The sequence below is a fragment of the Roseibium sp. genome, assembly GCF_025698965.1.
In the GTDB taxonomy this organism is placed as follows: domain Bacteria; phylum Pseudomonadota; class Alphaproteobacteria; order Rhizobiales; family Stappiaceae; genus Roseibium.
The window spans coordinates 1-21,511 of record NZ_JAILWL010000042.1; the positions used below are offsets into that span (position 1 = coordinate 1).

Here is a 21,511-nt window from a genome sequence, read left to right on the forward strand (position 1 = left end):
CTCTATGTGGTTTTTAAACCGGTTTAAGCCCAACGAGGCACGCCGGAAATTGCGGGAGTTGATTATGGTAACCAAGGTAGCAATCAACGGATTTGGACGCATCGGCCGCAATGTGTTGCGCGCCATCGTCGAAGCCGGCCGCACCGACATTGAAGTCGTGGCCATCAATGATCTCGGCCCGGTTGAAACCAATGCACATCTGCTGCGCTACGATTCCGTTCACGGCCGCTTCCCGGCAAGCGTAACCGTAGACGGTGACACCATCTCCGTAGGTGGCGGCAAGCCGATCAAGGTAACCGCAATCCGCGACCCGAAAGAGCTGCCCTGGGGTGAACTCGGTGTCGAAGTCGCACTGGAATGCACCGGCATCTTCACCGCCAAGGAAAAGGCCGCAATGCATCTGGAAGCCGGCGCAAAGCGTGTTCTGGTTTCCGCTCCGGCCGCAGGTGCCGACAAGACCATCGTTTACGGCGTCAACCACGATGCGCTGACCGCTGAAGACCTGGTTGTCTCCAATGCATCCTGCACCACCAACTGCCTGTCTCCGGTTGCCTACGTCCTCAACGAAGCCGTCGGCATCGAAAAAGGCTTCATGACAACGATCCACTCCTACACCGGTGACCAGCCGACGCTGGACACCATGCATAAGGATCTCTATCGCGCACGCGCGGCGGCCATGTCCATGATCCCGACCTCGACCGGCGCAGCAAAGGCAGTCGGCCTGGTTCTACCGGAACTCAACGGCAAGCTGGACGGTGTCGCCATCCGCGTCCCGACCCCGAACGTCTCCGTCGTCGACCTCAACTTCATCGCCAAGCGTGATACCACCGTCGAGGAAATAAACGCCGCCATCAAGGAAGCTGCCGACGGCAAGCTGAAAGGCATCCTGGGCTACACGGAAGAACAACTGGTCTCCATGGACTTCAACCATGACAGTCACTCCTCCGTCTTCCACATGGACCAGACCAAGGTCCTGGACGGTACGTTTGTCCGCATCCTGTCCTGGTACGACAACGAGTGGGGCTTCTCCAACCGCATGGCTGACACAGCTATCGCCATGGCGAAGCTCATCTAACTGATGGGCCGGATGATCAAACATCCCCATTGACGCTACAGGCGGATGCGGTTTTTCTGCATTCGCCTTTTCTTTGTGTTTCGACAGGAGCCGGCAGTATGACGATCGCTATCCTCTTTGGTGTCGTGGTCTTGCTCGGTTTCGGCTTTTTTCTGCTGGATCGTTCGAAAGAGCAAAACAGCAAGCGCAGTCATCGCCATTGGCAGCCTGACGTTGATCAGGAAAAGGCTGAAACGATGAAAAATCTCGAAACGCCACCCGATCGCCAAGACACTCTTTTCCAACTGCCGGAGACCCCGTGCTCGAACTTCTCACAGTTATTTCCCTGACAATTGTCGTCGCCATTGTTCCCGGACCCGACTTTGCAGTCGTCCTGCGCAATGCCCTGATCGGTGGGCGCCTTGCTGGCATCATGACCGCGCTCGGCATCGGACTCGCGCTTGCCGTCCATGTCACCTATGCGCTCGCGGGCATCGGCCTGATCGTCTCCCAGTCGATCTTTCTGTTCAACGCTCTCAAGCTGATCGGTGCGGCCTATCTGATTTTTCTCGGCGTCACCATGTACCGGACCGCCTCAAAAGATATGCCCGTTGACGGCGCCCATGCGGGAATGGCCCCGCTCAAGGCGTTACGCTGGGGCTTCTTCACAAATGTGACAAATCCAAAAGCCACCATGTTCGCCTTGAGTGTATTTTTGCAGGTTACCTCGCCTGAGACACCGCTTTGGACGCAGATCGGCTATGGTGTGATCATGGCAAGCGGCGTGTTTTTGTGGTTTGTGCTGGTGACGATGTTCTTCACGCTCCCGGCTGTTCGGCTTTATTTTGTGCGCGCCAAACTCTGGATGGAGCGCTCTTTCGGCATCCTGCTGACCCTGTTCGGCATCGGCATTGCCGTCACCACCAACTCGACACGTCCCTGACAACAGGTGTTTTCAATGGCTTTCAAAACTCTCGACGACCTGACCGACATCGCCGGCAAACGGACACTTGTCCGCGTTGACCTGAACGTCCCGATGGACGGTGACAAGGTGACCGACACGACCCGGATCGAACGGGTCTTGCCGACAATCCGCGAACTTTCCGACAAAGGTGCAAAAGTCATCCTGTTGGCTCATTTCGGCCGCCCCAAGGGCGAACGCGTTGCCTCCATGTCGCTGGCACCCGTGGCACCGGCTGTGTCATCCCTTTTGGGGAAAAACGTTTCCTTTGCCGACGATTGCATTGGCGATGCGGCAGCGGCGGCAATCGGCGCATTGTCCAACGGCGATGTGCTTCTTCTGGAAAACACCCGCTATCACAAGGGCGAGGAAAAGAACGATCCGGAATTCGCAAAAGCCCTGGCTGCCAATGGCGATATTTACATCAATGACGCATTTTCGGCGGCCCATCGCGCCCACGGCTCCACCGAAGGTCTTGCCCGGCTTCTTCCGGCTTATGCCGGTCGCACCATGCAGGCAGAGCTTGAAGCGCTCGGTTCCGCGCTAGGTAAGCCGGTTCGTCCGGTTCTCGCTGTCGTCGGCGGTGCAAAGGTTTCCTCCAAGATCGACCTTCTGGAGAACCTTGTCTCCAGGGTCGACATGCTGGTGATCGGAGGGGGCATGGCCAACACTTTCCTCGCCGCAAAAGGTGTCGATGTCGGCAAATCCCTGTGCGAGCACGATCTGGCCGGCACCGCCAACAAAATCATGGCAGCGGCTGAAACCGCCAATTGCGAGATCGTCCTGCCGGTTGACGCCGTCGTTGCAACGGAATTCAAGGCAGGTGCACAAAACGAGACGGTTGCCCTCGACGCAATCCCGTCCGACGGCATGATCCTGGATGTCGGTGCCGCCTCAATCGAAACAGTCAAATCCAAGATCGACACCGCCAGGACACTGGTCTGGAACGGCCCCCTCGGCGCCTTTGAAATCGCGCCTTTCGACAAGGCAACCGTTGCCGCGGCCAAACATGCCGCCGACAACACCAAGGCTGGCAAACTGAACTCCGTGGCCGGCGGTGGCGACACCGTTGCAGCATTGAACCATGCCGGGGCCGCTGACAGCTTCTCCTATGTGTCCACCGCAGGCGGCGCATTCCTGGAATGGTTGGAAGGCAAGGAATTGCCCGGCGTGAAAGCGTTGGAAAACTGACCAGAACACAGCCCGCAATTGGCAGAGAGACTGGCATGAAACGCTGTTTCACCAACATTCTGACCGAAGAGGTCGCGGCCACCGCGACCTTTTACGTGCAGCTTCTCGACATGGAACCGCAGTTCTCATCAGACTGGTTCGTCAATCTCGTGGATCCGGACAATCGCGGCCTGGAGCTGGGCATTCTCAAGCAATCCCATGACATTGTTCCGCACGAGGCTCGACAAGCTCCGGCCGGAGTGATGCTGACCTTTGTCGTCGACGATTGCGATGTCATCCACCAGCGCGCCATAGATGCAGATGCCGACATTGTTGAAACGCCGAATGACATGCCTTATGGGCAACGACGCATGATTTTGCGGGACCCTGCCGGGACGCTTGTCGATATCAGTTCCCCGGTTTGAGAGCTGTATTTTGCCCTCGAATTCCCGATCAATTAATTTGACAAGCAAATTAATTACAGTTTCTGAAAATCTGGCATGTGATTGTATTTTAATTGATTTAAGCGGACAGCTCCCCCTTTCCATGCCTGAAAATCTTGTTAGAACCGGCGGTGATTGACGCACCGCAATACCGGTGACGTAATTGTTGCGCTAACTTCTGTCGATTTACACCGAACCGGACTCTCGGGAGACTATTGATGGCACGTATTACCCTTCGCCAGTTGCTTGATCATGCTGCAGAGAACGACTACGGCGTTCCGGCGTTCAACATCAACAACATGGAACAAGCCCTGGCGATCATGGCTGCGGCCGATCAGACCGATTCTCCTGTTATCATTCAGGCTTCCCGCGGCGCCCGCGCCTATGCCCATGACGTCATGCTGAAGCATATGATGGATGCCGTTGTCGAAATCTATCCTCACATTCCTGTTTGCGTTCATCTGGACCACGGCAACGCACCCCAGACTTGCATGACCGCGATCCAGGCGGGCTTCACCTCCGTCATGATGGACGGCTCTCTGGAAGCAGACGGCAAAACCCCGGCCGACTGGGACTACAATGTCGGCGTGACCAAGACCGTCACTGACATGGCCCACCTCGGCGGCATTTCAGTCGAAGGTGAACTCGGAGTTCTCGGCTCGCTCGAAACCGGTATGGGCGACAAGGAAGACGGCCATGGCGCTGAAGGCAAACTGAGCCACGACCAGCTTCTGACCGATCCGGAAGAAGCCGTGAAATTCGTCGAGGAAACCAAGGTGGACGCGCTGGCGATTGCCATGGGCACCAGCCACGGCGCTTACAAGTTCACCCGCCAGCCCGATGGCGAAATTCTTGCCATGCATGTGATCGAGGAAATCCACCGCCGCCTGCCAGGCACTCACCTGGTCATGCACGGGTCGTCCTCGGTACCGCAGGATCTGCAGGACATCATCAACCAGTATGGCGGGGAAATGCCGCAGACCTGGGGCGTTCCTGTCGAAGAAATCCAGCGCGGCATCAAGAACGGTGTACGCAAGATCAACATCGACACCGACAACCGCATGGCGATGACCGGTCAGATCCGGAAGGTCCTGAGCGAAAATCCGGGCGAATTCGACCCACGCAAATATCTCAAGCCGGCTCGCGAGGCCATGCAGAAGTTGTGTGTCGAGCGGCTGGAAGCCTTCAACACTGCCGGCCAGGCGTCCAAGATCAAGAAGATCGCGACGCTCGCGGAAATGGCCGCCCGCTATCAGGATGGCAGCCTGGACCCGAAAATCGGCTGACGCCGGGTTTCATCCTGCAATCAGATTAATTCACTTTATTGAAAGAGGGGCCTTGCGTCCCTCTTTCGCCGTCTTTAGGGACAAGAACCCTATTAGATTCAATGTGACCCAGGACCGACGCCGTGAACCGCCCTCGCCTTTTTCTCGTAACACCGCCTGAATTCGATGCTTCGGCCATGGCCGCAAAGCTCGAGCAGGCCTTTGCCGGTGGCGATGTCGCGTGTGTGCTGATCTATATGCCCGGCGCCAGCACCAAGGATCTGCAGGCAACCGCGGAAATTCTGGTTCCAGTGATTCAGGATGGCGGCGCGGCGGCTATTGTCTATCAGGACACTCAGGCTGCCGGACGAAGTGGCGCGGACGGCGTCCATGTCGACAGCTCACTGGACGATGTGAAGCTCGCTGTTGAAAGTTTCCAGCCTGACCGTATCGTCGGCACGGGCGGCACAAAGCTGAAACACGATGCCATGGAATGGGCCGAAACAGGTGTCGATTATCTATTCTTCGGCAAACTGGACCTTGCCGAGAAAGAGGCTGCACATGACAAAACGCTATCGGGGGCGTCCTGGTGGGCGGAACTTTTCGAAACGCCATGCGTGGCGCTTGCCGGAAATACCATCGAGACACTTGATGAAGTCGCCTCGACAGGCGCGGATTTTGTTGCGTTGAAGGATGCCGTTTGGCAGTCTGAAGATGACATTTCGTCGGTCATCGCAGAAGCAAATCGAATTTTGGATGCCCATCCATTTCCCGAAGTCGACTAGATATTTTGAAACCGGAGCAGGATTGATGCGGAAGGAAGAGGCTTTCCCACACCCGAACCAATGGGCCGCAATCCTTCTTGCCGCCGGTTTGATTTCCATGGTGCCGGAAGCTTCGGTTCAGGCTCAGGAAACCGATGCCGGTGGCCCCGCGCCTGTCGAAGTTCCTGCGACAATTGAAGTGCCGGAAAATGCAGCGGTGGGCTCGGGTAACCTGCCAGTTCTGGTGGACGTAACCACGCAGCATAAAACCCTCCTGAGCATCGTGGATGCCGGTCCACCCAAGCTTGAAGAAAGCTCCGAAGCAAACGCTGATACCGCCTATTCCGCCTTTCAGAGAGGCTGGTTCCTGACAGCACTCGGACTGGCAACACCATTGGCCGAGGAAGGCGACAAGGCAGCTCAGGCTCTTCTGGGTGTCCTGCATGAAGCCGGTCTTGGGATTGAGCAGGACAAGAACAAGGCTGCTGACTGGTACGGCCTTGCAGCTGAAAAGGGCGATACAGGCTCAGCTTTGCAGCTGGCCCAGTTCTATTTGCTCGGAACGGGCGTCGAAGTCGACAAAAACAAGGCTGCGGATCTATTCGAGCAGGCCGCAGATGCAGGCAATGCGTCTGCGCTCTACAATCTGGCCTTGCTCTACCAGGAGGGGGAAGGCAGGCCCTTCAACGAAGAAAAGGCCCGTGAACTTCTGGAAGAAGCGGCACAGCGCAACGACCCGGAAGCGCAATATGCACTCGGCCTTTCCTACCTGGAGGCCCAAAGCGGACTGAACGATCCGGGTCAGGGTGCTTTCTGGCTTGGCCGCGCCGCCAGACGGGGCCACACGTCGGCTCAGGTGTACTACGGAATTCTGCGTCACCAGGGAAAAGGTGTCGACCCGAATGAAGCCGAGGCCGCCGACTGGTTTGAGCGCGCGGCAACAGCGGGCAATCCGGTCGCCATGAACCGATTGGCCCGAATATATGCCTATGGCCGTGGCAGGGATCAGGACTATGCCGCCGCAGCCGGCTGGCATCTGATTGCACGAACCCTCGGCGTTTCGGATCTATCGCTGGATCGCATTGTCGAAAGCCTCGATGAAACCACCATGGATGAAGCCCGCAAGCTGGCGGAGCAGTATTCGGCAACCTTGATGAAACCGACGGAAGATCCAGCCGCAGAATCTCCATAATCCATCCGGCAACCTCGGCATTTGCAGGAAGATTGCCTTTTTTCCTTGAAACCGGGCCGCTTTTGTGGTGGACAGGCGCGAGCAAATTCCGGCGCACCAGTCTCCACTGGCCGTAGCGCTGCATCAGATCCAAACAAATCGTAAAGTCGGTCGTTCCATGAAAATCAACGGAAACGAAATCAAGCCCGGTAACGTGCTTCAGCATCAGGACACGCTTTGGGCCGTCGTTAAGGTACAGCATGTGAAGCCAGGAAAAGGCGGCGCCTTTGCCCAGGTTGAGATGAAAAACCTGCTCGATGGGCGCAAGCTCAACGAACGCTTCCGCTCCGAAGACAAGGTCGAGCGCGTCCGTCTTGAACAAAAGGACTTCCAGTACCTTTACACTCAGGACGACATGCTGATCTTCATGGACACTGAAACCTATGAACAGCTTGAATTGCAGTCCGATTTCGTCGGCGACCGCGCAGCTTTTCTCCAGGATGGCATGATGGTGACCGTGGAACTTCACGAAGAGCGTCCGATCGGCATCACTCTGCCGCAGCACGTGACCCTGGAAATTTCGGAAGCCGATGCGGTCGTCAAAGGTCAGACCCAGTCCTCTTCCTACAAGCCCGCCTTGATGGAAAACGGCGTCCGCGTGATGGTGCCGCCTTTCATCACCGCAGGTGAAAGAATCATCGTGGACACCGGTACACTGGAATATGTCCGCCGCGCGGACTGATCCGCAAGACAAGAAAATCTCGAAATGGTGCGCCCGGACCTGTTCGGACAGCGCCCAACAACAAGTGACAATCTATGGCTCGCACAGCTCTCCTCAATGTGATGGTTCAAGCCGCAATCAAGGCCGGACGCAGTCTGGTTCGCGATTTTGGTGAAGTGGAAAATCTGCAGGTATCCCGCAAGGGACCGGGTGATTTCGTATCGGCTGCAGATCGCCGCGCAGAAGAGATCGTGCGGGGAGAACTGACCAAGGCCCGCCCGACCTTCGGTCTGGTGATGGAAGAAAGCGGCGAAATCGAAGGGACCGACGGTCAGCACCGTTGGCATATCGATCCGCTCGACGGCACCACCAACTTCCTGCACGGCATTCCGATTTTTGCGACATCCATCGCGCTGGAACGCAACGGGGAGATCGTTGCAGGCGTCATCTACAATCCGGTGATGGACGAGCTCTATACAGCCGAGCGAGGCCGTGGTGCGTTCATGAACGACCGCCGCCTCCGCGTTGCAGGCCGCAGGGAACTGCCTGAAATGCTCTTCGGTACCGGCCTGCCGTTTATCGGCAAGGGCGATCATGGCCGCACCTTGCGGGAACTGCGCTACATCATGCCGGAAGTTTCCGGCATACGCCGTGCAGGTGCCGCCGCTCTTGACCTTGCCTGGGTCGCCTCCGGTCGCCTGGACGCTTACTGGGAACGCGATCTCAATTCCTGGGATATTGCCGCCGGAATCCTCATGGTGCGCGAAGCCGGTGGTTTCGTCAGCGATCTCCAGGGCAAGAACAAGATGCTTGAAAGTGGCGATATCGTTGTCGGCAACGAAGACGCCCACAAGCAATTGCTTCGCCTTCTGAAGCAGGCGGAAGTCCCCAATCAGGATTGACAAGCCCGTCAATTGACCAGATCAGATCACCGGCGCGTTGGCTCAACACGCCGGTTTTTGTGCTTTTCGATCTTTAATAGGGGGCGGTTGGAGAATAGAGGTTTCCAAGGTGTGAAAAATCACGCTATCAATCAGAAGAGCACGTCTTGCCCCTTAACAGGTGATTGATTGCGCAATATGGCACGTGAATTTGACCCCTACAGCCTTTCCAGTCCGAGGGCCTACCTGACTTTCATGATCATCTTTCTGGTGATCGTCGCCTTTATCGCCTTCATCCTGTTTCCGCAGATCTCCACCGCATTCATGAGCAATCCTGGACTGAACGGCCTGATTGTCTTTGTCGGCCTGTTCGGTGTTCTCCTCCTATTTGGCAGGGTTATCCGGCTGTTTCCGGAAATTTCCTGGGTCAACAGTTTCCGGATGGGTGATCCAGCGCTCGACACACGCTCGCCTGTTCTGCTTGCGCCGATGGCCGCACTGCTGGGCAACAAGGCCGGCGACATGGCCCTGACCCCGACAACCGCACGGTCGATCCTGGATTCAATTGGCATGCGCCTGGAAGAATCTCGTGAAATGTCACGGTACCTGACCGGCCTGCTCGTCTTCCTCGGACTGCTTGGAACCTTCTGGGGATTGCTGCAAACGGTCAGCTCCGTTGGTGCAACCATCCAGTCGCTGGATGTCGGCTCCGGCGATGCCAATGTCATCTTCGAGGACCTGAAAGCAGGATTGGAGGCTCCCCTTTCAGGTATGGGTACGGCCTTTTCATCCTCCCTGTTCGGTCTGACAGGATCACTGGTCCTCGGCTTTCTCGACCTGCAAGCGGGTCAGGCACAGAACCGGTTTTACAACGAACTGGAAGACTGGCTCTCGACCGTAACCGATATCGATCCGGAAGACGGCGCATTTGCGACCCCGGAAGCCCCGGGTGTCGAACAGATCCAGGCTTCGATCCAGTCGCTGCAAAAAAGCATCGAGGAAGGTGGCAGCAAGAACGCCAACCAGGCGATGGCAAATCTTGCCGAAGGTATCCAGGGTCTTGTGAAACATGTCCGCTCCGAGCAGCAGATGATGCGTGACTGGGCGGAAGCCCAGGGTGACCAGCAAAAACGCATTGAAGGCCTCCTGACCTCGATCGCAGCGGCGTTTGACCGCGCGAAGGAGTAAGTCATGGCCGGAGGCCTCGCAGGACTGCGCGCCCGCCGCCGCGCTCAATCGACGGACTACTGGCCCGGCTTTGTTGATGCCATGGCGACCCTGCTGCTGGTCATCATTTTCCTCCTGTCGATCTTCATGATCGCTCAGTTTTTCCTGTCACAGCAGCTTTCCGGTCGGGACACGGTTCTGAACCGGCTGAACGCACAGATCAGCGAACTGACCGAATTGCTGGCTCTCGAGCGGGCAAGTTCCGGCGAACTTGAAGACACGATCCTCGGGCTTCAGGCCAGCCTCAGCGACGCGGAAGCCGAACAGACCCGCCTGCTCGGTCTGCTGGAAAGCAGCTCCGGCGCAGCGGATGCAGCCGGTGGCCGGGCCAGCCGCCTGGAGAACCTGCTCGACGACGAGCGGCAGGTCAGCCAGGAGGCCCTCGCCCAGGTCGAACTGCTCAACCAGCAGATCGCTGCACTCAGACGTCAGATCGCAGCCGCAAATGCGGCACTGGAAGCCTCGGAAGCCAAGGAGGCCGAAAGCCAGACCAAGATTGCCAGTCTGGGCCGCCGCCTCAACGCGGCTCTTGTCCAGCGCGTTCAGGAATTGTCGCGCTATCGTTCCGATTTCTTCGGCCGTTTGAGAGAAATCCTTTCTCAGCGCTCGGACATTTCCGTGGTTGGCGACCGGTTCGTTTTCCAGTCCGAGGTCTTGTTCGATTCCGGGTCGGAAGACATCAACCCCGCCGGCCGGACGGAGCTCGACAAGCTGGCCGAGGCCATTCAGGAACTCAGCGCCCAGATCCCGGACGAAATCAACTGGGTCCTGCGCGTCGACGGTCACACCGACGCCCGGCCGCTCTCCGGCACAGGCCGGCTGCGTAACAACTGGGAACTGTCCGCGGCGCGCGCAATTTCCGTGGTTCGCTATCTGATCGAGCAAGGGGTTGACCCCAAACGGCTTGTCGCAGCCGGTTTTGGTGAATTCCAGCCGCTGGAAGAAGGCGAAAGCCAGGACGCGCTCGCCAAGAACCGTCGCATCGAGCTGAAATTGACGGAACGCTAGAACCAGAGCGCCATCCATTAAATGTTGGATCAGTTTGAAACAGGAAGGCCCAGATCGACGATGGGCTTGTTGGATGCAACGATTGTCTGGGCGATCACGGCAATGCGCTACCGCAACAGTTCGCAATAGATTGCGTCGTGCTGCAATACGGCAAGAAAACCGGGCACGACCTGCACCACACCGACCACCGGGGTGAAGGCCAGCCAGCTTCGAAACAACATGTGCTGACCTCCCCCAAACTATTTCAAAATCAATAGAGAACTACCCGGCGGTCGGAATTTCGATTTAACCGTCTTTGGATTAAGTCAGGATGTCGAACAGCACCAAGTAAAGTGATCTGCGGCATGACGATGCTGATTGAAGGATGGAAACTTTGAAATAGTCCCGATTTGACAATTCGGATTGACCCTGCAAGTCATCAAATGGACTTATTGATCAACTCCTCAACTCGAGAGATGGAACGACAATCGCCTCTAGCAATTTCCAGCTGTCAGAAATCTGCTCTCGGATAGGCTATCCTCTTCCGGCAGGCCGATATCTCTTTTTAGATGTCGAGGCAGATATCGCGAATCCAATCGTCGTACCTTTTGGTTATTGCGACATTTCCAACAGGTCATTAGCGGCTTCAACCACGTCGGCCAGAGACGCAACAAGTTCGTGCTTGGGTTTTTCATCACCAGTTTCCAGTACTTTTGGTTTGCATTCCTGGTGGCAATGTGACGCGAATGCTGTCAGCGAACCAACAAAACGATCCGTACAGGCATAAGGAAATTTTGTGAATTATGCGCCCAAACCTTCCACCACTAGCGGCAGTGCGCGTATTTGAGGCGGCTGCGAGGCATAAGAATTTTACAAAAGCTGCAACCGAACTTGGCATGACCCAGGCGGCCGTCAGTTATCAGATCAAGATCCTGGAAGAGCGTGTCGGCACACCTTTGTTCGAACGACGCGCCCGAGGCGTGTCTCTGTCGGAAGTCGGCCGCAAATTTGCGGCAAAAGCATCCGAAGCACTGGACATTCTTGGCGATGCGTTTTCTGACGCGAAGGGGAAATCTCAAGACAGTCTTTCAATCAGCGCGATTCCGACATTTGCAACAAACGCCCTTGCACAGCGTCTGGGCTCTTTTCAGTTGGCAAATCCGTCAATTTCGGTGCGCGTTGAGATCAGTGAAATATTGGTCGACTTTGCCACCGGCGAATTTGATGTCGCCATTCGCGGCGGCAGGGGAAACTGGGACGGTCTCCGCAGTCATTTGATTGTCCCGACAAGGTTCACGCCAATGTTGAGCCATGATCTTGCCGAAAGCTTGGGCGGCGTGAACACACCTGAGGATCTTTTCAAGTTTCCATTTATTTCCAAATCCGACCCATGGTGGACAGTCTGGCTGAAAGTTGCCGGGATACATCAAAACAAATCCGGCGGAACACAGCCTCAGCATTTCGGTCCGCAGATCTTGGAAGCTCAAGCAGCGATAGCCGGACAAGGCGTGGCAATGCTGACGCCCGCGTTTTTCAAGAATGCCCTTGCCAACGGGCAACTCATCCAGCCTTTCGAGCTTGAGTGTGATGACGGAACAGGATACTGGCTCGTCTATCCCGAAAGCCGCAGGAATTCCCGAACGGTACGGTTGTTCAAGGACTGGCTGCTGCAGGAGTTTTCGGATTTCCGCACGCCTCAACCGAAATCGTCTTTCGACGAGAGCAATTAATCTCCCTGATGTCTTGTGGTTTGTTTTTGTTAGTAGGTTCACTCCTTTTCCGTCATATCGTCAGAAGTTGAAACTTTGTCACTCGGAGGGCATCAGGTCGCGAAAGCAAGGACCGGCTTTTCTGCCAAACATGTCCTTCGCGCTGAATAATACATCCTTGTCAATCGTGCTCTCGATGGGACGAAGTGTGAAATCCAATCACTGGAAACATTGAAATGCTTGAACGCTACGCTCCCGATTCCGTCCGCAAAGTTCCTCAAGAATATCGCGACATCTATATCCACGGCACTCAGATCTCGTCTCCAGAACGACTGGTATGTCTTTCCGGACAGATTGGGATTGGATCCGACGGATCGGTAGGACGGTCTTTCAAGGCTCAATGCGAACAGGCAATGGATAACGTCGAAGCTTTGTTGGCAGAGGCCGGAATGTCAAATTCAGATATTTTGCGCGTGACCTATTTCCTGACCGAGCAAGAGAACATTGCCGAATTGAGCCAGATTCGAAAGACCAGGTGGAGATCTGAAACACCGCCGGCCGTCACAACTCTGGTGGTCAAAGCCCTCGCTGCCGCAGACCTTCTGGTGGAAATTGAAGTCACCGCAGCGACCTGACCTGGCGTTTGAAATCGGACCAATACCAGCCATCGGCCCGTCAGTGTCTCTGACACGGCATTGTCGTCAGTAACATCGCTCAGACCCGCCTTGGCGACGCGATGAAAGATCATCGAAATCGATCAGCTTTGTTTCACTCAGGCCGCTTAAAAACCGTCCCAATAAAAACACGAAACGGCAACAACAAACCAAAGCGTCATCACGACCCAATAGCCTTTCGGTTCCTCAGTCCGGCGAAACGCCCGGTGCAACCAGACCTTTCCCGTCATCAGATCGTAGATAACCCAGATCAGCAGCAATATTCCGAGGATCGTCATCCATTGCATGTAGAAGTTCCTTAAGTCAGTCTTGCTTTTGAAGCTTAGTCAAAAGGGAATGGTGAAACCAGTTGATCGGGTCTTCCGCGCCAACTCCCCTGGACAGGGGACCGGCTTCAAAGGCCGGGGAGTTCAGACCGCGCTGGACTTTCTCGCAGATCCAGACGTCTTCGGTCTGAAAGTCACCGGTTTCAAGTGGATGCTGCGTCCAGTTGTCGGACGAGATAATCCCGGTCTTCCTGTCATAACCAGGAATGTGTTTTCGCTCATCCAGAGCCTGCCAGGGCCCGACCCAATGACGTATCGCCAATCGCGACGTGTTGGGCGTCATCGGTTTCACAGATGTCAGCGACAATCCGTAAGGTGTCGGCACAATGAGTGTCTGAGGAAACAGAAAATAGACACCGCCATATCCGGTCCTTTCGGCGCTCTTGATCGTTCCCACACTGCCGTTCTCGTCGCGGATCTTTTTTGGCAAACGGTGGCGCACGCCGTCCTCATTTGCATACCAGATCATGTGATCGCCAGCCTGTTTCCAGATATTCTTGTCCGGCGAGGGACCACCCAGCGTCTGCTCGTGAAGATAGGCCAGGTGGTATCCATCGATGGCGTTCTCGACGAACACCTTCCAGTTGCACTTCACCTCATATGTCAGCGAACAGGCTTCCCTGACATCGGCGGCAAACAGATCATGCGGCCAGGCCTGGTCCACCACCGGTGTTATCCAGTCGTCAAAATCCGCACTCGGGTCGGGGTTGGCAAACACCAATTCTTTGAAGACACCGAGACTTGCTGTCCGCAAGCCGAGTTTTGATCGATCAAGATCCGGAAAACAGGTTTCCTTGTCAGGAACCCCTCTCAGTTCACCGTCAAGCCCATATGTCCAGCGGTGATATGGACAGACGATAGACTTGCCGATATTGCCGGCTTCACCGTCAAACAGCGTCGCACCACGGTGGCGGCAAAAATTATGAACTGCCCTGAGCACTCCATCGCGATTTCGAACGACAGCGAGAGGAAACGCACCGGCATCCAGGGTTTTATAGTCACCCGGCTCCTTGAAATCTCTTGTAGTTCCAACGAAGCACCAGGCATGGCGGAACAACTCCGTCGTCTCACGCAGGAACCAGTGTTGTCCGACATACGCGTCGCGGCCAAGACGGTGGATGCTGGTCATGGGTTTTGCTCCAAAGTAGACACCAACTGCATCGCCGCTTCTTTGGACGCTGCAATGAAGCCGTCGGAAATGCCGATCGGATAAAGCGCTTCAACATTGAAATAGATGCCGGTGATCCCGGCCGCGACCGCCTGAACCCTTTGAACCGGGGCCTGCGGATAGCCACGGCCAATTTCGTCTTCGAGACGGCCGACAAAGTCCTGAAGCCACTCGTGCAGCCTTTGCGCCAGAACATGATCGTCGGGAGCACCGGCGCTCAAGGCGTTAAAAACTTGCACCAGACGTGGATTGGCATAAGTCGGATCGAACAGAATGCCTATCAACACTGCCACCCGGTTTTCATCCGGCAACATGGCCAGCAGTCCCTCCATGGAGCTGCGGCTCTGGAAGAGAAACCTTTCGATCAATGCGTCCAACAGGTCCTCTCGATTGCCGACATTGTGCCGGATCAGAGGTCGGGCGAGCCCGGCAGTCTCGGCGACCTTCGCAAGCGTTGCCCCTTCCAGGCCGTAGCGAGCGACACAGGATTCGAAGGCATCCAGGATCTGTTCCCTGCGATCATTCTTGATGTCCGGGCGCGCCAAATTGTCCTCCAAATAGATTTTCAAACTTGACAATTTATTTGCATCATCACATTTAATTGTCAAGTTTGATAATTTTGGAGCGCATCTTGGAAACTTTGCTCACCCCTATCAGCCCGACCTGGCTGGAGCAGATGGAAATGTTCATCGACAATTGGTTTTTCGTGATCGCTCTTGGTTTTCTTGCCTTCGAGCTGACCCGCTATTGGATCTACAAGCGGCTGAGCTGGCGGCTGATCGGTGACACGATCACCAATTACATCACTCTGGCGCTGTTTGTCGCGGTGACGGTTCTGTTCCTTGGCGCATTCTACATTGCCACGTTTTATTATGTCTGGCAGTTCGCGATCTTCGATATCGAGATCAACTGGGTCACAATTCTCATATGCATCATTCTTGCCGACCTGGTTTATTACTGGGAACACCGGTTCATGCATCGCGTGAATTTTGGCTGGGCAACCCATTCGGTTCACCACTCGTCACCATTCTTCAACATTTCCGTCGCTTACCGCTTTGGTCCGATGGATTCCTTCTGGCCGGTCTTTTTTCACCTGCCGCTAATTCTCCTTGGCTTCAACCCGGTGGTCGTGCTGTTCGCGGAAGTGGTTGTCCAGGTCTATCAGACTGCGCTTCACACCGAATCTGTCGGCAAGTTGCCTAAGCCGATCGAAGCGATCATGAACACTCCCTCCCATCACCGCGTCCACCATGGTTCGAACCCGGCTTACCTGGACAAGAATTATGCAGGTATTTTCATTATCTGGGACCGCATGTTCGGCACGTTTGCGCAAGAGCGCGAAAAAGTCATTTACGGCCTTACCCAACCCATCAATTCCGTCAATCCGCTGATCGCCTTCCTGCACGGGTTCTATCGCCTTGGAAGGGAAGTCTGGCGAATGCCGGGATTGCTGAACAAGGTCGGAGTTCTCGTCAACCCGCCCGGCTGGCAACCGGACAACAAGAACAACAGCAACTCCAAGCGATGAGGGGGCCAATGCCAAGCACCAAACAGCGCATTTCCGCCATTTGCCTGAGCGCCGCCATCATGATGGGCGGCGCCTGGCTCGCCAGTCAGGTTCCCACCGTCAATGCGGAAGCAGGACACTCGAACCCCAACGGCCTGACGGTCACAGTCGATGATGTAAGAAATGGAAGTGGACAGGTGGTTGTTCTGATTTTCAACGACCGGGATGCTTTCAAGGCCTATGATTACAACAAGGTCGTTGGCTATCGGGAAGTTCCGGCATCCACAGGGGCGATCCAGGCATTCTTTCCCGACTTGAAACCGGGATTTTATGCCGTCGTTGCATTTCACGACGAAAACGAAAATCGTGATCTGGACATGGCTGAACAGGTTCCGACTGAAGGCTATGCGGTCTCCGGGGCAAGGGATGCCTATGACGAGCCACCGTTCAAACGGGCTGCATCCGACAAACCGCACCGGGCGTTGCGCTTGTTCTATCTGAAACAGAAAAGCTGAACTGCGGAAGTCTTACTATCCATCTTCGGATGGATTGTGCCCACCCCATGACGCAATTACGGTTCAGTCACCGAATGCGCAGCAGCCATCACGGCGCTTCGCGTTGGCAGGTCCAATCGCTCCAGGATAGCGTGAACATGATCTTTCACGGTGGCAATACTGATGCTGAGCTTGTCTGCAATCTGCCTGTTTGAACACCCTTCAACCATCAGACCGGCCACCTCTTTCTGGCGCGGTGTGAGTGGCAAAAAAAGTTCTCCAGGCGAACTTCGCTCCACGACCGTCACCAGAGGCGCCCCGATGACACGGCTCGCATCAAGATCAATTTTCACCCGTGCGCCCGGAGACGCCAAGGGTGCCAAAGCCGCAATTACGCCAGGCGGTATCGGCCCTTGCGGCACATTCCGCAAATCATGCAGCGCAGTCGACACGGCCTCAAGAATTTTGGGATCCACTGACATCTACAAGGAAACCTCCATGAACAAGATGCCATTAGAAATCACTAACTTCTTTCTTGCAATGCAGGCAGGCCCTTCGGGATTGCAGATCCTGGGTGAACTTTTCGCACCGGACGCTGAATATTCAGAGCCCTTTTCCGGACAAACGACCCCTCACAGAGGGCGTGACGCCATCCTCTCAGCTTTTGCGTCAAGCCGGGCGGAGGCATTTGATGATGCGGTTATCAGCTTGAGCTCTGTCGAGATATCCGGTGAAACCATCACGGTGAAGTGGTCCTGCTACTCACAGGCAATTCCCGGAGGTTCCGGCAGCGGGACGAACGTTTTCAAGATTTCAGACGGAAAAATCGTTTCTCTGACAACCACACTCGACCAGGTTTGAACAAAAAAGCCGCCCCTGCATGAGGGGCGGCTCCAATTACCGGAAAACAGGCAATCTTACTTGTTTTCGTCTTCAGCTTCTTCGCTGGCGACAACTTCTTCACCGGCATCAGCATCTTCGGCTTCTTCGCTGGCAACCGCTTCGTCGGCGACAACTTCTTCGATTTCTGTTTCTGCGACAAACGCCACTTCGGCGTCAATCTCTTCAGCTTCAGCAGCTTCAGCTTCGTCACTCTCGTTTTTCAGCGAGTTCAGTTTCGCGAAGACTGCATCAGCATCAATTTCCTCTTCCTCTTCACGCTTGATCGGTGCATTCGGATCAAGCGAGAAGGCTGCCGCAATCGCGTCTTCACTGGTTGTGTCTTCGACCGGCATCAAGGTTTCTACCGGTTCACCGACCATCGGCTGTGGTGCATTTTTCGCAGCCTTTTCAACTTCCATATCCAGCTCAAGTTGGCTGCAGAGGCCAAGAGTAACCGGGTCAGACGGTGTCAGGTTCGCGGAATTCCAATGCGTGCGCTCCCGAATAGCAGCAATCGTCGGCTTGGTCGTACCAACAAGACGCATGATTTGTGCATCTTTCAGCTCCGGATGGTTGCGCACGAGCCATAGAATGGCGTTCGGCCGATCCTGTCGACGGGAGACCGGGGTATAGCGCGGCCCTTTGCGCTTGGATTCCGGCACAACAACCTTCGACCCTTGCAGCTTCAGTTGATAATTCGGGTCGTTTTGCGCCTTTTCGACTTCTTCGCGCGACAGCTGGCCAGTCAGGATCGGGTCGAGACCCTTGATCCCCTGCGCAGCTTCACCATCGGCAATCGCCTTGACTTCCAGTGGGTGCAATTTGCAGAAGCTTGCAATCTGCGTGAAGCTGAGCGCTGTATTGTCAACGAGCCAGACGGCGGTTGCCTTCGGCATAAGCGGCGTGTTCGCCATCGGGTAAATTCCTCTCGTCTGCTCCCCCGCCCGGCGGGGCGAAAAAGCGGTGTTCCATCTCTATTTCATGGGAAGTGGCCGGAATATAATCCGAACGTGGCGGAAACGCAAATGTGTTTGCACTTTTGCTTTTCCGCGAAAGGATTCAAGGTTGCGAACCTTAGCTGCGTTTCTTTCAAAATAGCTTTTCATGCGACGAAACACTTGACACCCGGTCAAAATAAATGACAAGCTAACTTGTCCTTTTGATAAGGAAACTTTTCATGTCGATCTCTGCAAAATCTCAAATAGTGGCCTTCGTCATCATTTTCCCTGGCGCCGTTTATTTTTTTGTCTCCACCCCCCCATTTATTGCAAACGTGATATTTGTGACCTTGTGTGTCATGTGGTCGGCATGGATTTTCATCTCAATTTTTCGGGGACCTGATGAACTGAAATCAGCAAGCATAAGATACGCTCTCGCGGTCGCGAGCGGAGTTGGAGTTCCTCTGACCCTCGCTTTTGTGATGCTGATGATTGCAACTCCGGACATTCAGCGTGCAATCACAAGCATTGCGGCATATTCGGGAAGCGGACTATCACCTGCCACTGTTGGCTTCGGATTGGGTGTGACATTTTCCCTTGTGACCTTATGTGCCGTATTCATGATCAGCCATTCGGTTTGGTGGGTATCAAAAAGGTAATCGGCGCAGGCACTTGAAACAAAGATGAAAAATAGTATTCGGGTTTTGCGCGCAGAACGACGCTGGACACAGGCCGATCTCGCCAAAGAGCTCGGTATTTCAAGGAATTCCGTCAACGCAATCGAAAATGGAAAATACGATCCGTCATTACCGCTGGCATTCAAGATTGCGCGAATGTTTGATCGGACGGTTGAAGACGTATTTGAGTATGAAGACGCTGAATAAATTCGATGCGTTTACAGACTTTAACGGCCAAATTTTGCACTATTCAGAGCACTGGGATGGCCGGGTGGTAAATTCTGGATTAGGGAGCTGTGTAGGCTACCTAAAGATCAGGAAATCGGGCAAGCGCTTGAAATCGAATGAGCGCCTGCTCTCTCCTTTCTTGCAGGTAACGTATTTTTTGCTGGCGCCTGGTCTCATCAGTCCATGGTCAGCACAATTTTTCCAATATGGCCGGAGCTTTCCATCCGCCGATGCGCTTCTGCCGCCTCCTCGAACGGAAACGTTGAATCCATCACTGGCCTGACCTTCCCCGATTCGATCAACGGCCACACACTGGATTCCAGGTTTTCAGCGATTGCGGTTTTGAAGGCATCGCTTCGCGGCCGGAGCGTGGATCCGGTATGGGTCAGGCGTTTCACCATCAACCGGGAAAAATTCACGTTCTCCGCAATACCGTTCAATGTCGCAATCTGGCAGATACGCCCTTCGACCGCGGCCGCCTTCCAGTTCCGTTCGACATAGTCGCCACCAACCATATCCAGGATTACATTGACACCCTTGCCGTCGGTGATTTCCAGAATGGACTTTTCAAACACCTGGTCACGATAATTGATGACATGATCTGCGCCGAGTTGACGAACGGCGTCGGCTTTGTCTTCGGAGCCCACGGTCGTAAAGACTTCAGCGCCAAAGGCCTTTGCCAGTTGAATGGCAGTTGTCCCGATTCCGGACGTCCCGCCGTGGACCAGAAAACGTTCACCGGCAGAAAGCCCACATCGATCGAATACGTTGGTCCAGACCGTGAAGAATGTTTCGGGAACTGCCGCGGCTTCCACGATAGACAATCCCGCAGGAATCGGCAGTGCATGACCGGCAGGTACCTTGCAATAGGTGGCATAGCCGCCACCTGGCGCCAGTGCGGTCACCTTATCGCCGATCTTGTGCCTGACCTCATCTGCACCACAAGCAACCACCTCTCCCGCAACTTCCAGCCCGGGAAGATCGGATGCCCCTTTGGGCGGCGGATAAGCTCCCTTTCGCTGCAGGACATCCGGCCGGTTCACTCCGGCTGCGGCAACACGGATCAGGATCTCATGTGGCTCCAAAGCCGGCATGGGCCGCGTTTCAAGTTTCAGAACATCCGGATCTCCAGGTACTGAAATTGCAATCGCGGACATGGTTTCCGGCAAGTTTTGCATGGAACGTATTCCTTCTGGTTCAATACGGGACCGGCGGGTCATCTGTTTCTGACAGGAAACAGGATTTACCTATTTTGAATTCGCGGCCAGAATAATTGAATGAAACCGGGTCAAAAATCGATCCGACCAAGTATTGAGTGTCACACTTCAGGGAGCGAAACAATGAGTCTGTTTGAGGATGATGTCCCCAAGAAATCGGAAACCGGAGCGATCACGGTCGGTCAGGATTTGTCCCGTTTGTCGGAAGGAGAGTTAACCGAGCGCATCGACGCATTAACCGAGGAGATTAACCGCACTCGGAATGAACTGGAGCAACGTGGAAATATTCGCGATGCTGCAAACTCGTTCTTCCAGAAGTAACATTGCGAATAATTACAATTAAAAAACAAACTTAATATCCTGCCGCATAGTGAGGTTAATGCGGTAGGTAAATTTTTACTCGTTTACCTCTCGTTAATCTTTCCAAAGTATAAATTTAGGTATCCAGTCATCTGGATGTGAGTGGCTCCTGTCCACTCTGTTTGACGCCTCCCTGTTAAAGACTTCGAGCCGCAACCGTGCGGCTCTTTTTTTTGGCGGCCCCTCATAGTATCGTATTGATGTTCTGGTTAAAGGCCGCCCTCCGATCAAACTGGCATACTGCTTGCTTGATATTCGGTACGAGGATCCGCTCCGTTCCAAAAAGGAACACCTGAAACGGGATGTATTATCCCGGGACAGTTCAAGAAGAGAAATGGGTCAAACCGGAAGAGTAGTTGAGGCGTAGTAATCTCATGACGGAAGAAAGCAAAAAAGTCGGCCCTGCTGACGCTGTGCACATCGCTCATCATCTTGCCAATTCGGACAGCTTCCAGAATCTGTTTCAGGAAGGCATGTCGCTTGTTGAGGAAACAGCGGTTTATCTGGACGGCAGCGGCCGCGAAGAAGCAAAAGACCTGCCACGTCCGGCTTCCCTTGCCTATGCAACCGAATCCATGCGTCTTACGACCCGGCTGATGCAGCTTGCGTCCTGGCTTCTCCTGCAGCGCGCGGTCAACGAAGGCGAAATGTCGCGCGAGCAGGCCGGCAGTGAAAAGAACAAGGTGC

Annotated in this window: 26 protein-coding genes and 1 pseudogene; 21 read left to right on the top strand and 6 right to left on the bottom strand. The window is 54.9% G+C overall.

Features of this window, described 5'->3' with window-relative positions; all coding sequences use genetic code 11:
* The first annotated feature begins 64 nt into the window (after nt 1-64).
* From gap to K5905_RS05485, 14 genes are all read left to right on the top strand, one after another.
* The gene (gene gap / locus K5905_RS05420; protein ID WP_297581080.1) at nt 65-1,075 is read left to right on the top strand and encodes a type I glyceraldehyde-3-phosphate dehydrogenase; all 1,011 of its coding nucleotides are present in this window, start codon (nt 65-67) and stop codon (nt 1,073-1,075) included.
* A gap of 98 nt (nt 1,076-1,173) precedes the next feature.
* Nucleotides 1,174-1,404: a hypothetical protein gene (locus tag K5905_RS05425; RefSeq protein WP_297581082.1), complete on the top strand. Its 231-nt coding sequence runs from the start codon at nt 1,174-1,176 to the stop codon at nt 1,402-1,404.
* Nucleotides 1,374-1,997: a LysE family transporter gene (locus tag K5905_RS05430; protein ID WP_297581084.1), complete on the top strand. Its 624-nt coding sequence runs from the start codon at nt 1,374-1,376 to the stop codon at nt 1,995-1,997. The genes K5905_RS05425 and K5905_RS05430 overlap by 31 nt, the downstream gene beginning before the upstream one ends.
* A gap of 15 nt (nt 1,998-2,012) precedes the next feature.
* On the top strand, nt 2,013-3,206 hold the full coding sequence (pgk, locus tag K5905_RS05435; protein ID WP_297581087.1) for a phosphoglycerate kinase: 1,194 nt from the start codon (nt 2,013-2,015) through the stop codon (nt 3,204-3,206).
* 35 nt (nt 3,207-3,241) lie between these two features.
* A complete protein-coding gene (locus K5905_RS05440) occupies nt 3,242-3,610 on the top strand; it encodes a VOC family protein (protein ID WP_297581090.1) in 369 nt (122 codons plus the stop codon).
* A gap of 236 nt (nt 3,611-3,846) precedes the next feature.
* Nucleotides 3,847-4,914, top strand: coding sequence for a class II fructose-bisphosphate aldolase (fba, locus tag K5905_RS05445; RefSeq protein WP_297581092.1), 1,068 nt, complete (start codon nt 3,847-3,849; stop codon nt 4,912-4,914).
* A gap of 122 nt (nt 4,915-5,036) precedes the next feature.
* Nucleotides 5,037-5,678, top strand: coding sequence for a thiamine phosphate synthase (locus K5905_RS05450; protein WP_297581095.1), 642 nt, complete (start codon nt 5,037-5,039; stop codon nt 5,676-5,678).
* A gap of 25 nt (nt 5,679-5,703) precedes the next feature.
* On the top strand, nt 5,704-6,849 hold the full coding sequence (locus tag K5905_RS05455) for a tetratricopeptide repeat protein (RefSeq protein WP_297581100.1): 1,146 nt from the start codon (nt 5,704-5,706) through the stop codon (nt 6,847-6,849).
* A 157-nt stretch (nt 6,850-7,006) separates the two neighbouring features.
* A complete protein-coding gene (gene efp, locus K5905_RS05460; protein ID WP_297581103.1) occupies nt 7,007-7,570 on the top strand; it encodes an elongation factor P in 564 nt (187 codons plus the stop codon).
* 74 nt (nt 7,571-7,644) lie between these two features.
* Nucleotides 7,645-8,451 carry an inositol monophosphatase family protein gene (locus K5905_RS05465; protein WP_297581106.1) on the top strand — a complete coding sequence of 269 codons (807 nt, stop codon included), beginning with the start codon at nt 7,645-7,647 and terminating at the stop codon, nt 8,449-8,451.
* 177 nt (nt 8,452-8,628) lie between these two features.
* The gene (locus K5905_RS05470) at nt 8,629-9,618 is read left to right on the top strand and encodes a flagellar motor protein MotA (protein WP_297581109.1); all 990 of its coding nucleotides are present in this window, start codon (nt 8,629-8,631) and stop codon (nt 9,616-9,618) included.
* 3 nt (nt 9,619-9,621) lie between these two features.
* Entirely contained in the window at nt 9,622-10,665 is a 1,044-nt protein-coding gene (locus K5905_RS05475) for a peptidoglycan -binding protein (RefSeq protein ID WP_297581111.1), read from the top strand.
* A gap of 782 nt (nt 10,666-11,447) precedes the next feature.
* On the top strand, nt 11,448-12,374 hold the full coding sequence (locus K5905_RS05480; RefSeq protein ID WP_297581114.1) for a LysR substrate-binding domain-containing protein: 927 nt from the start codon (nt 11,448-11,450) through the stop codon (nt 12,372-12,374).
* Nucleotides 12,375-12,589: 215 nt separating this feature from the next.
* Complete coding sequence (locus K5905_RS05485; protein ID WP_297581117.1) at nt 12,590-12,988, top strand: RidA family protein; 399 nt, start codon at nt 12,590-12,592, stop codon at nt 12,986-12,988.
* 146 nt (nt 12,989-13,134) lie between these two features.
* Here the strand turns inward: K5905_RS05485 and K5905_RS05490 are convergent, their stop codons facing one another.
* Genes K5905_RS05490 through K5905_RS05500 form a run of 3 tightly spaced genes read right to left on the bottom strand, consistent with a single transcriptional unit; the run spans nt 13,135 to nt 15,066 of the window.
* Complete coding sequence (locus K5905_RS05490; RefSeq protein WP_297581120.1) at nt 13,135-13,314, bottom strand: hypothetical protein; 180 nt, start codon at nt 13,312-13,314, stop codon at nt 13,135-13,137.
* 16 nt (nt 13,315-13,330) lie between these two features.
* The gene (locus tag K5905_RS05495; protein WP_297581121.1) at nt 13,331-14,482 is read right to left on the bottom strand and encodes an aromatic ring-hydroxylating dioxygenase subunit alpha; all 1,152 of its coding nucleotides are present in this window, start codon (nt 14,480-14,482) and stop codon (nt 13,331-13,333) included.
* Entirely contained in the window at nt 14,479-15,066 is a 588-nt protein-coding gene (locus K5905_RS05500) for a TetR/AcrR family transcriptional regulator (RefSeq protein WP_297581123.1), read from the bottom strand. Before K5905_RS05500 ends, K5905_RS05495 begins: the two co-directional genes overlap by 4 nt.
* Before the next feature lie 86 nt (nt 15,067-15,152).
* Here K5905_RS05500 and K5905_RS05505 point away from each other — a divergent pair, with 86 nt between their 5' ends.
* Together K5905_RS05505 and K5905_RS05510 are read left to right on the top strand one after the other, a co-directional pair.
* Nucleotides 15,153-16,049 (top strand): sterol desaturase family protein, encoded by an 897-nt coding sequence (locus tag K5905_RS05505; protein ID WP_297581125.1) that lies wholly within the window; start codon nt 15,153-15,155, stop codon nt 16,047-16,049.
* Between the two features lie 8 nt (nt 16,050-16,057).
* The gene (locus K5905_RS05510; protein ID WP_297581127.1) at nt 16,058-16,543 is read left to right on the top strand and encodes a DUF2141 domain-containing protein; all 486 of its coding nucleotides are present in this window, start codon (nt 16,058-16,060) and stop codon (nt 16,541-16,543) included.
* 56 nt (nt 16,544-16,599) lie between these two features.
* Here K5905_RS05510 and K5905_RS05515 read toward each other — a convergent pair whose 3' ends face one another.
* Complete coding sequence (locus tag K5905_RS05515) at nt 16,600-17,004, bottom strand: helix-turn-helix transcriptional regulator (RefSeq protein WP_297581129.1); 405 nt, start codon at nt 17,002-17,004, stop codon at nt 16,600-16,602.
* A 16-nt stretch (nt 17,005-17,020) separates the two neighbouring features.
* On the opposite strand from K5905_RS05515, the gene K5905_RS05520 reads away from it, so the two are divergent.
* Nucleotides 17,021-17,383 (top strand): nuclear transport factor 2 family protein, encoded by a 363-nt coding sequence (locus tag K5905_RS05520; RefSeq protein ID WP_297581131.1) that lies wholly within the window; start codon nt 17,021-17,023, stop codon nt 17,381-17,383.
* Nucleotides 17,384-17,616: 233 nt separating this feature from the next.
* On the opposite strand, the pseudogene K5905_RS05525 reads toward K5905_RS05520, so the two are convergent.
* A pseudogene (locus K5905_RS05525) lies at nt 17,617-18,318 on the bottom strand (DUF1013 domain-containing protein); the annotation flags it as partial.
* A gap of 263 nt (nt 18,319-18,581) precedes the next feature.
* Between K5905_RS05525 and K5905_RS05530 the strand changes: the two are divergent.
* A complete protein-coding gene (locus K5905_RS05530; RefSeq protein WP_297581134.1) occupies nt 18,582-19,001 on the top strand; it encodes a hypothetical protein in 420 nt (139 codons plus the stop codon).
* Between the two features lie 24 nt (nt 19,002-19,025).
* Nucleotides 19,026-19,226, top strand: a complete 201-nt coding sequence (locus K5905_RS05535) for a helix-turn-helix transcriptional regulator (protein WP_297581137.1) — start codon at nt 19,026-19,028, stop codon at nt 19,224-19,226.
* 197 nt (nt 19,227-19,423) lie between these two features.
* Here the strand turns inward: K5905_RS05535 and K5905_RS05540 are convergent, their stop codons facing one another.
* A complete protein-coding gene (locus K5905_RS05540; RefSeq protein WP_297581140.1) occupies nt 19,424-20,425 on the bottom strand; it encodes an NAD(P)H-quinone oxidoreductase in 1,002 nt (333 codons plus the stop codon).
* A 162-nt stretch (nt 20,426-20,587) separates the two neighbouring features.
* Here K5905_RS05540 and K5905_RS05545 point away from each other — a divergent pair, with 162 nt between their 5' ends.
* Nucleotides 20,588-20,785, top strand: a complete 198-nt coding sequence (locus K5905_RS05545) for a DUF1192 domain-containing protein (RefSeq protein WP_297581142.1) — start codon at nt 20,588-20,590, stop codon at nt 20,783-20,785.
* Between the two features lie 413 nt (nt 20,786-21,198).
* Nucleotides 21,199-21,511, top strand: a 313-nt coding sequence (locus K5905_RS05550; RefSeq protein WP_297581145.1) for a DUF1465 family protein, incomplete at its 3' end; no start/stop codon positions are given.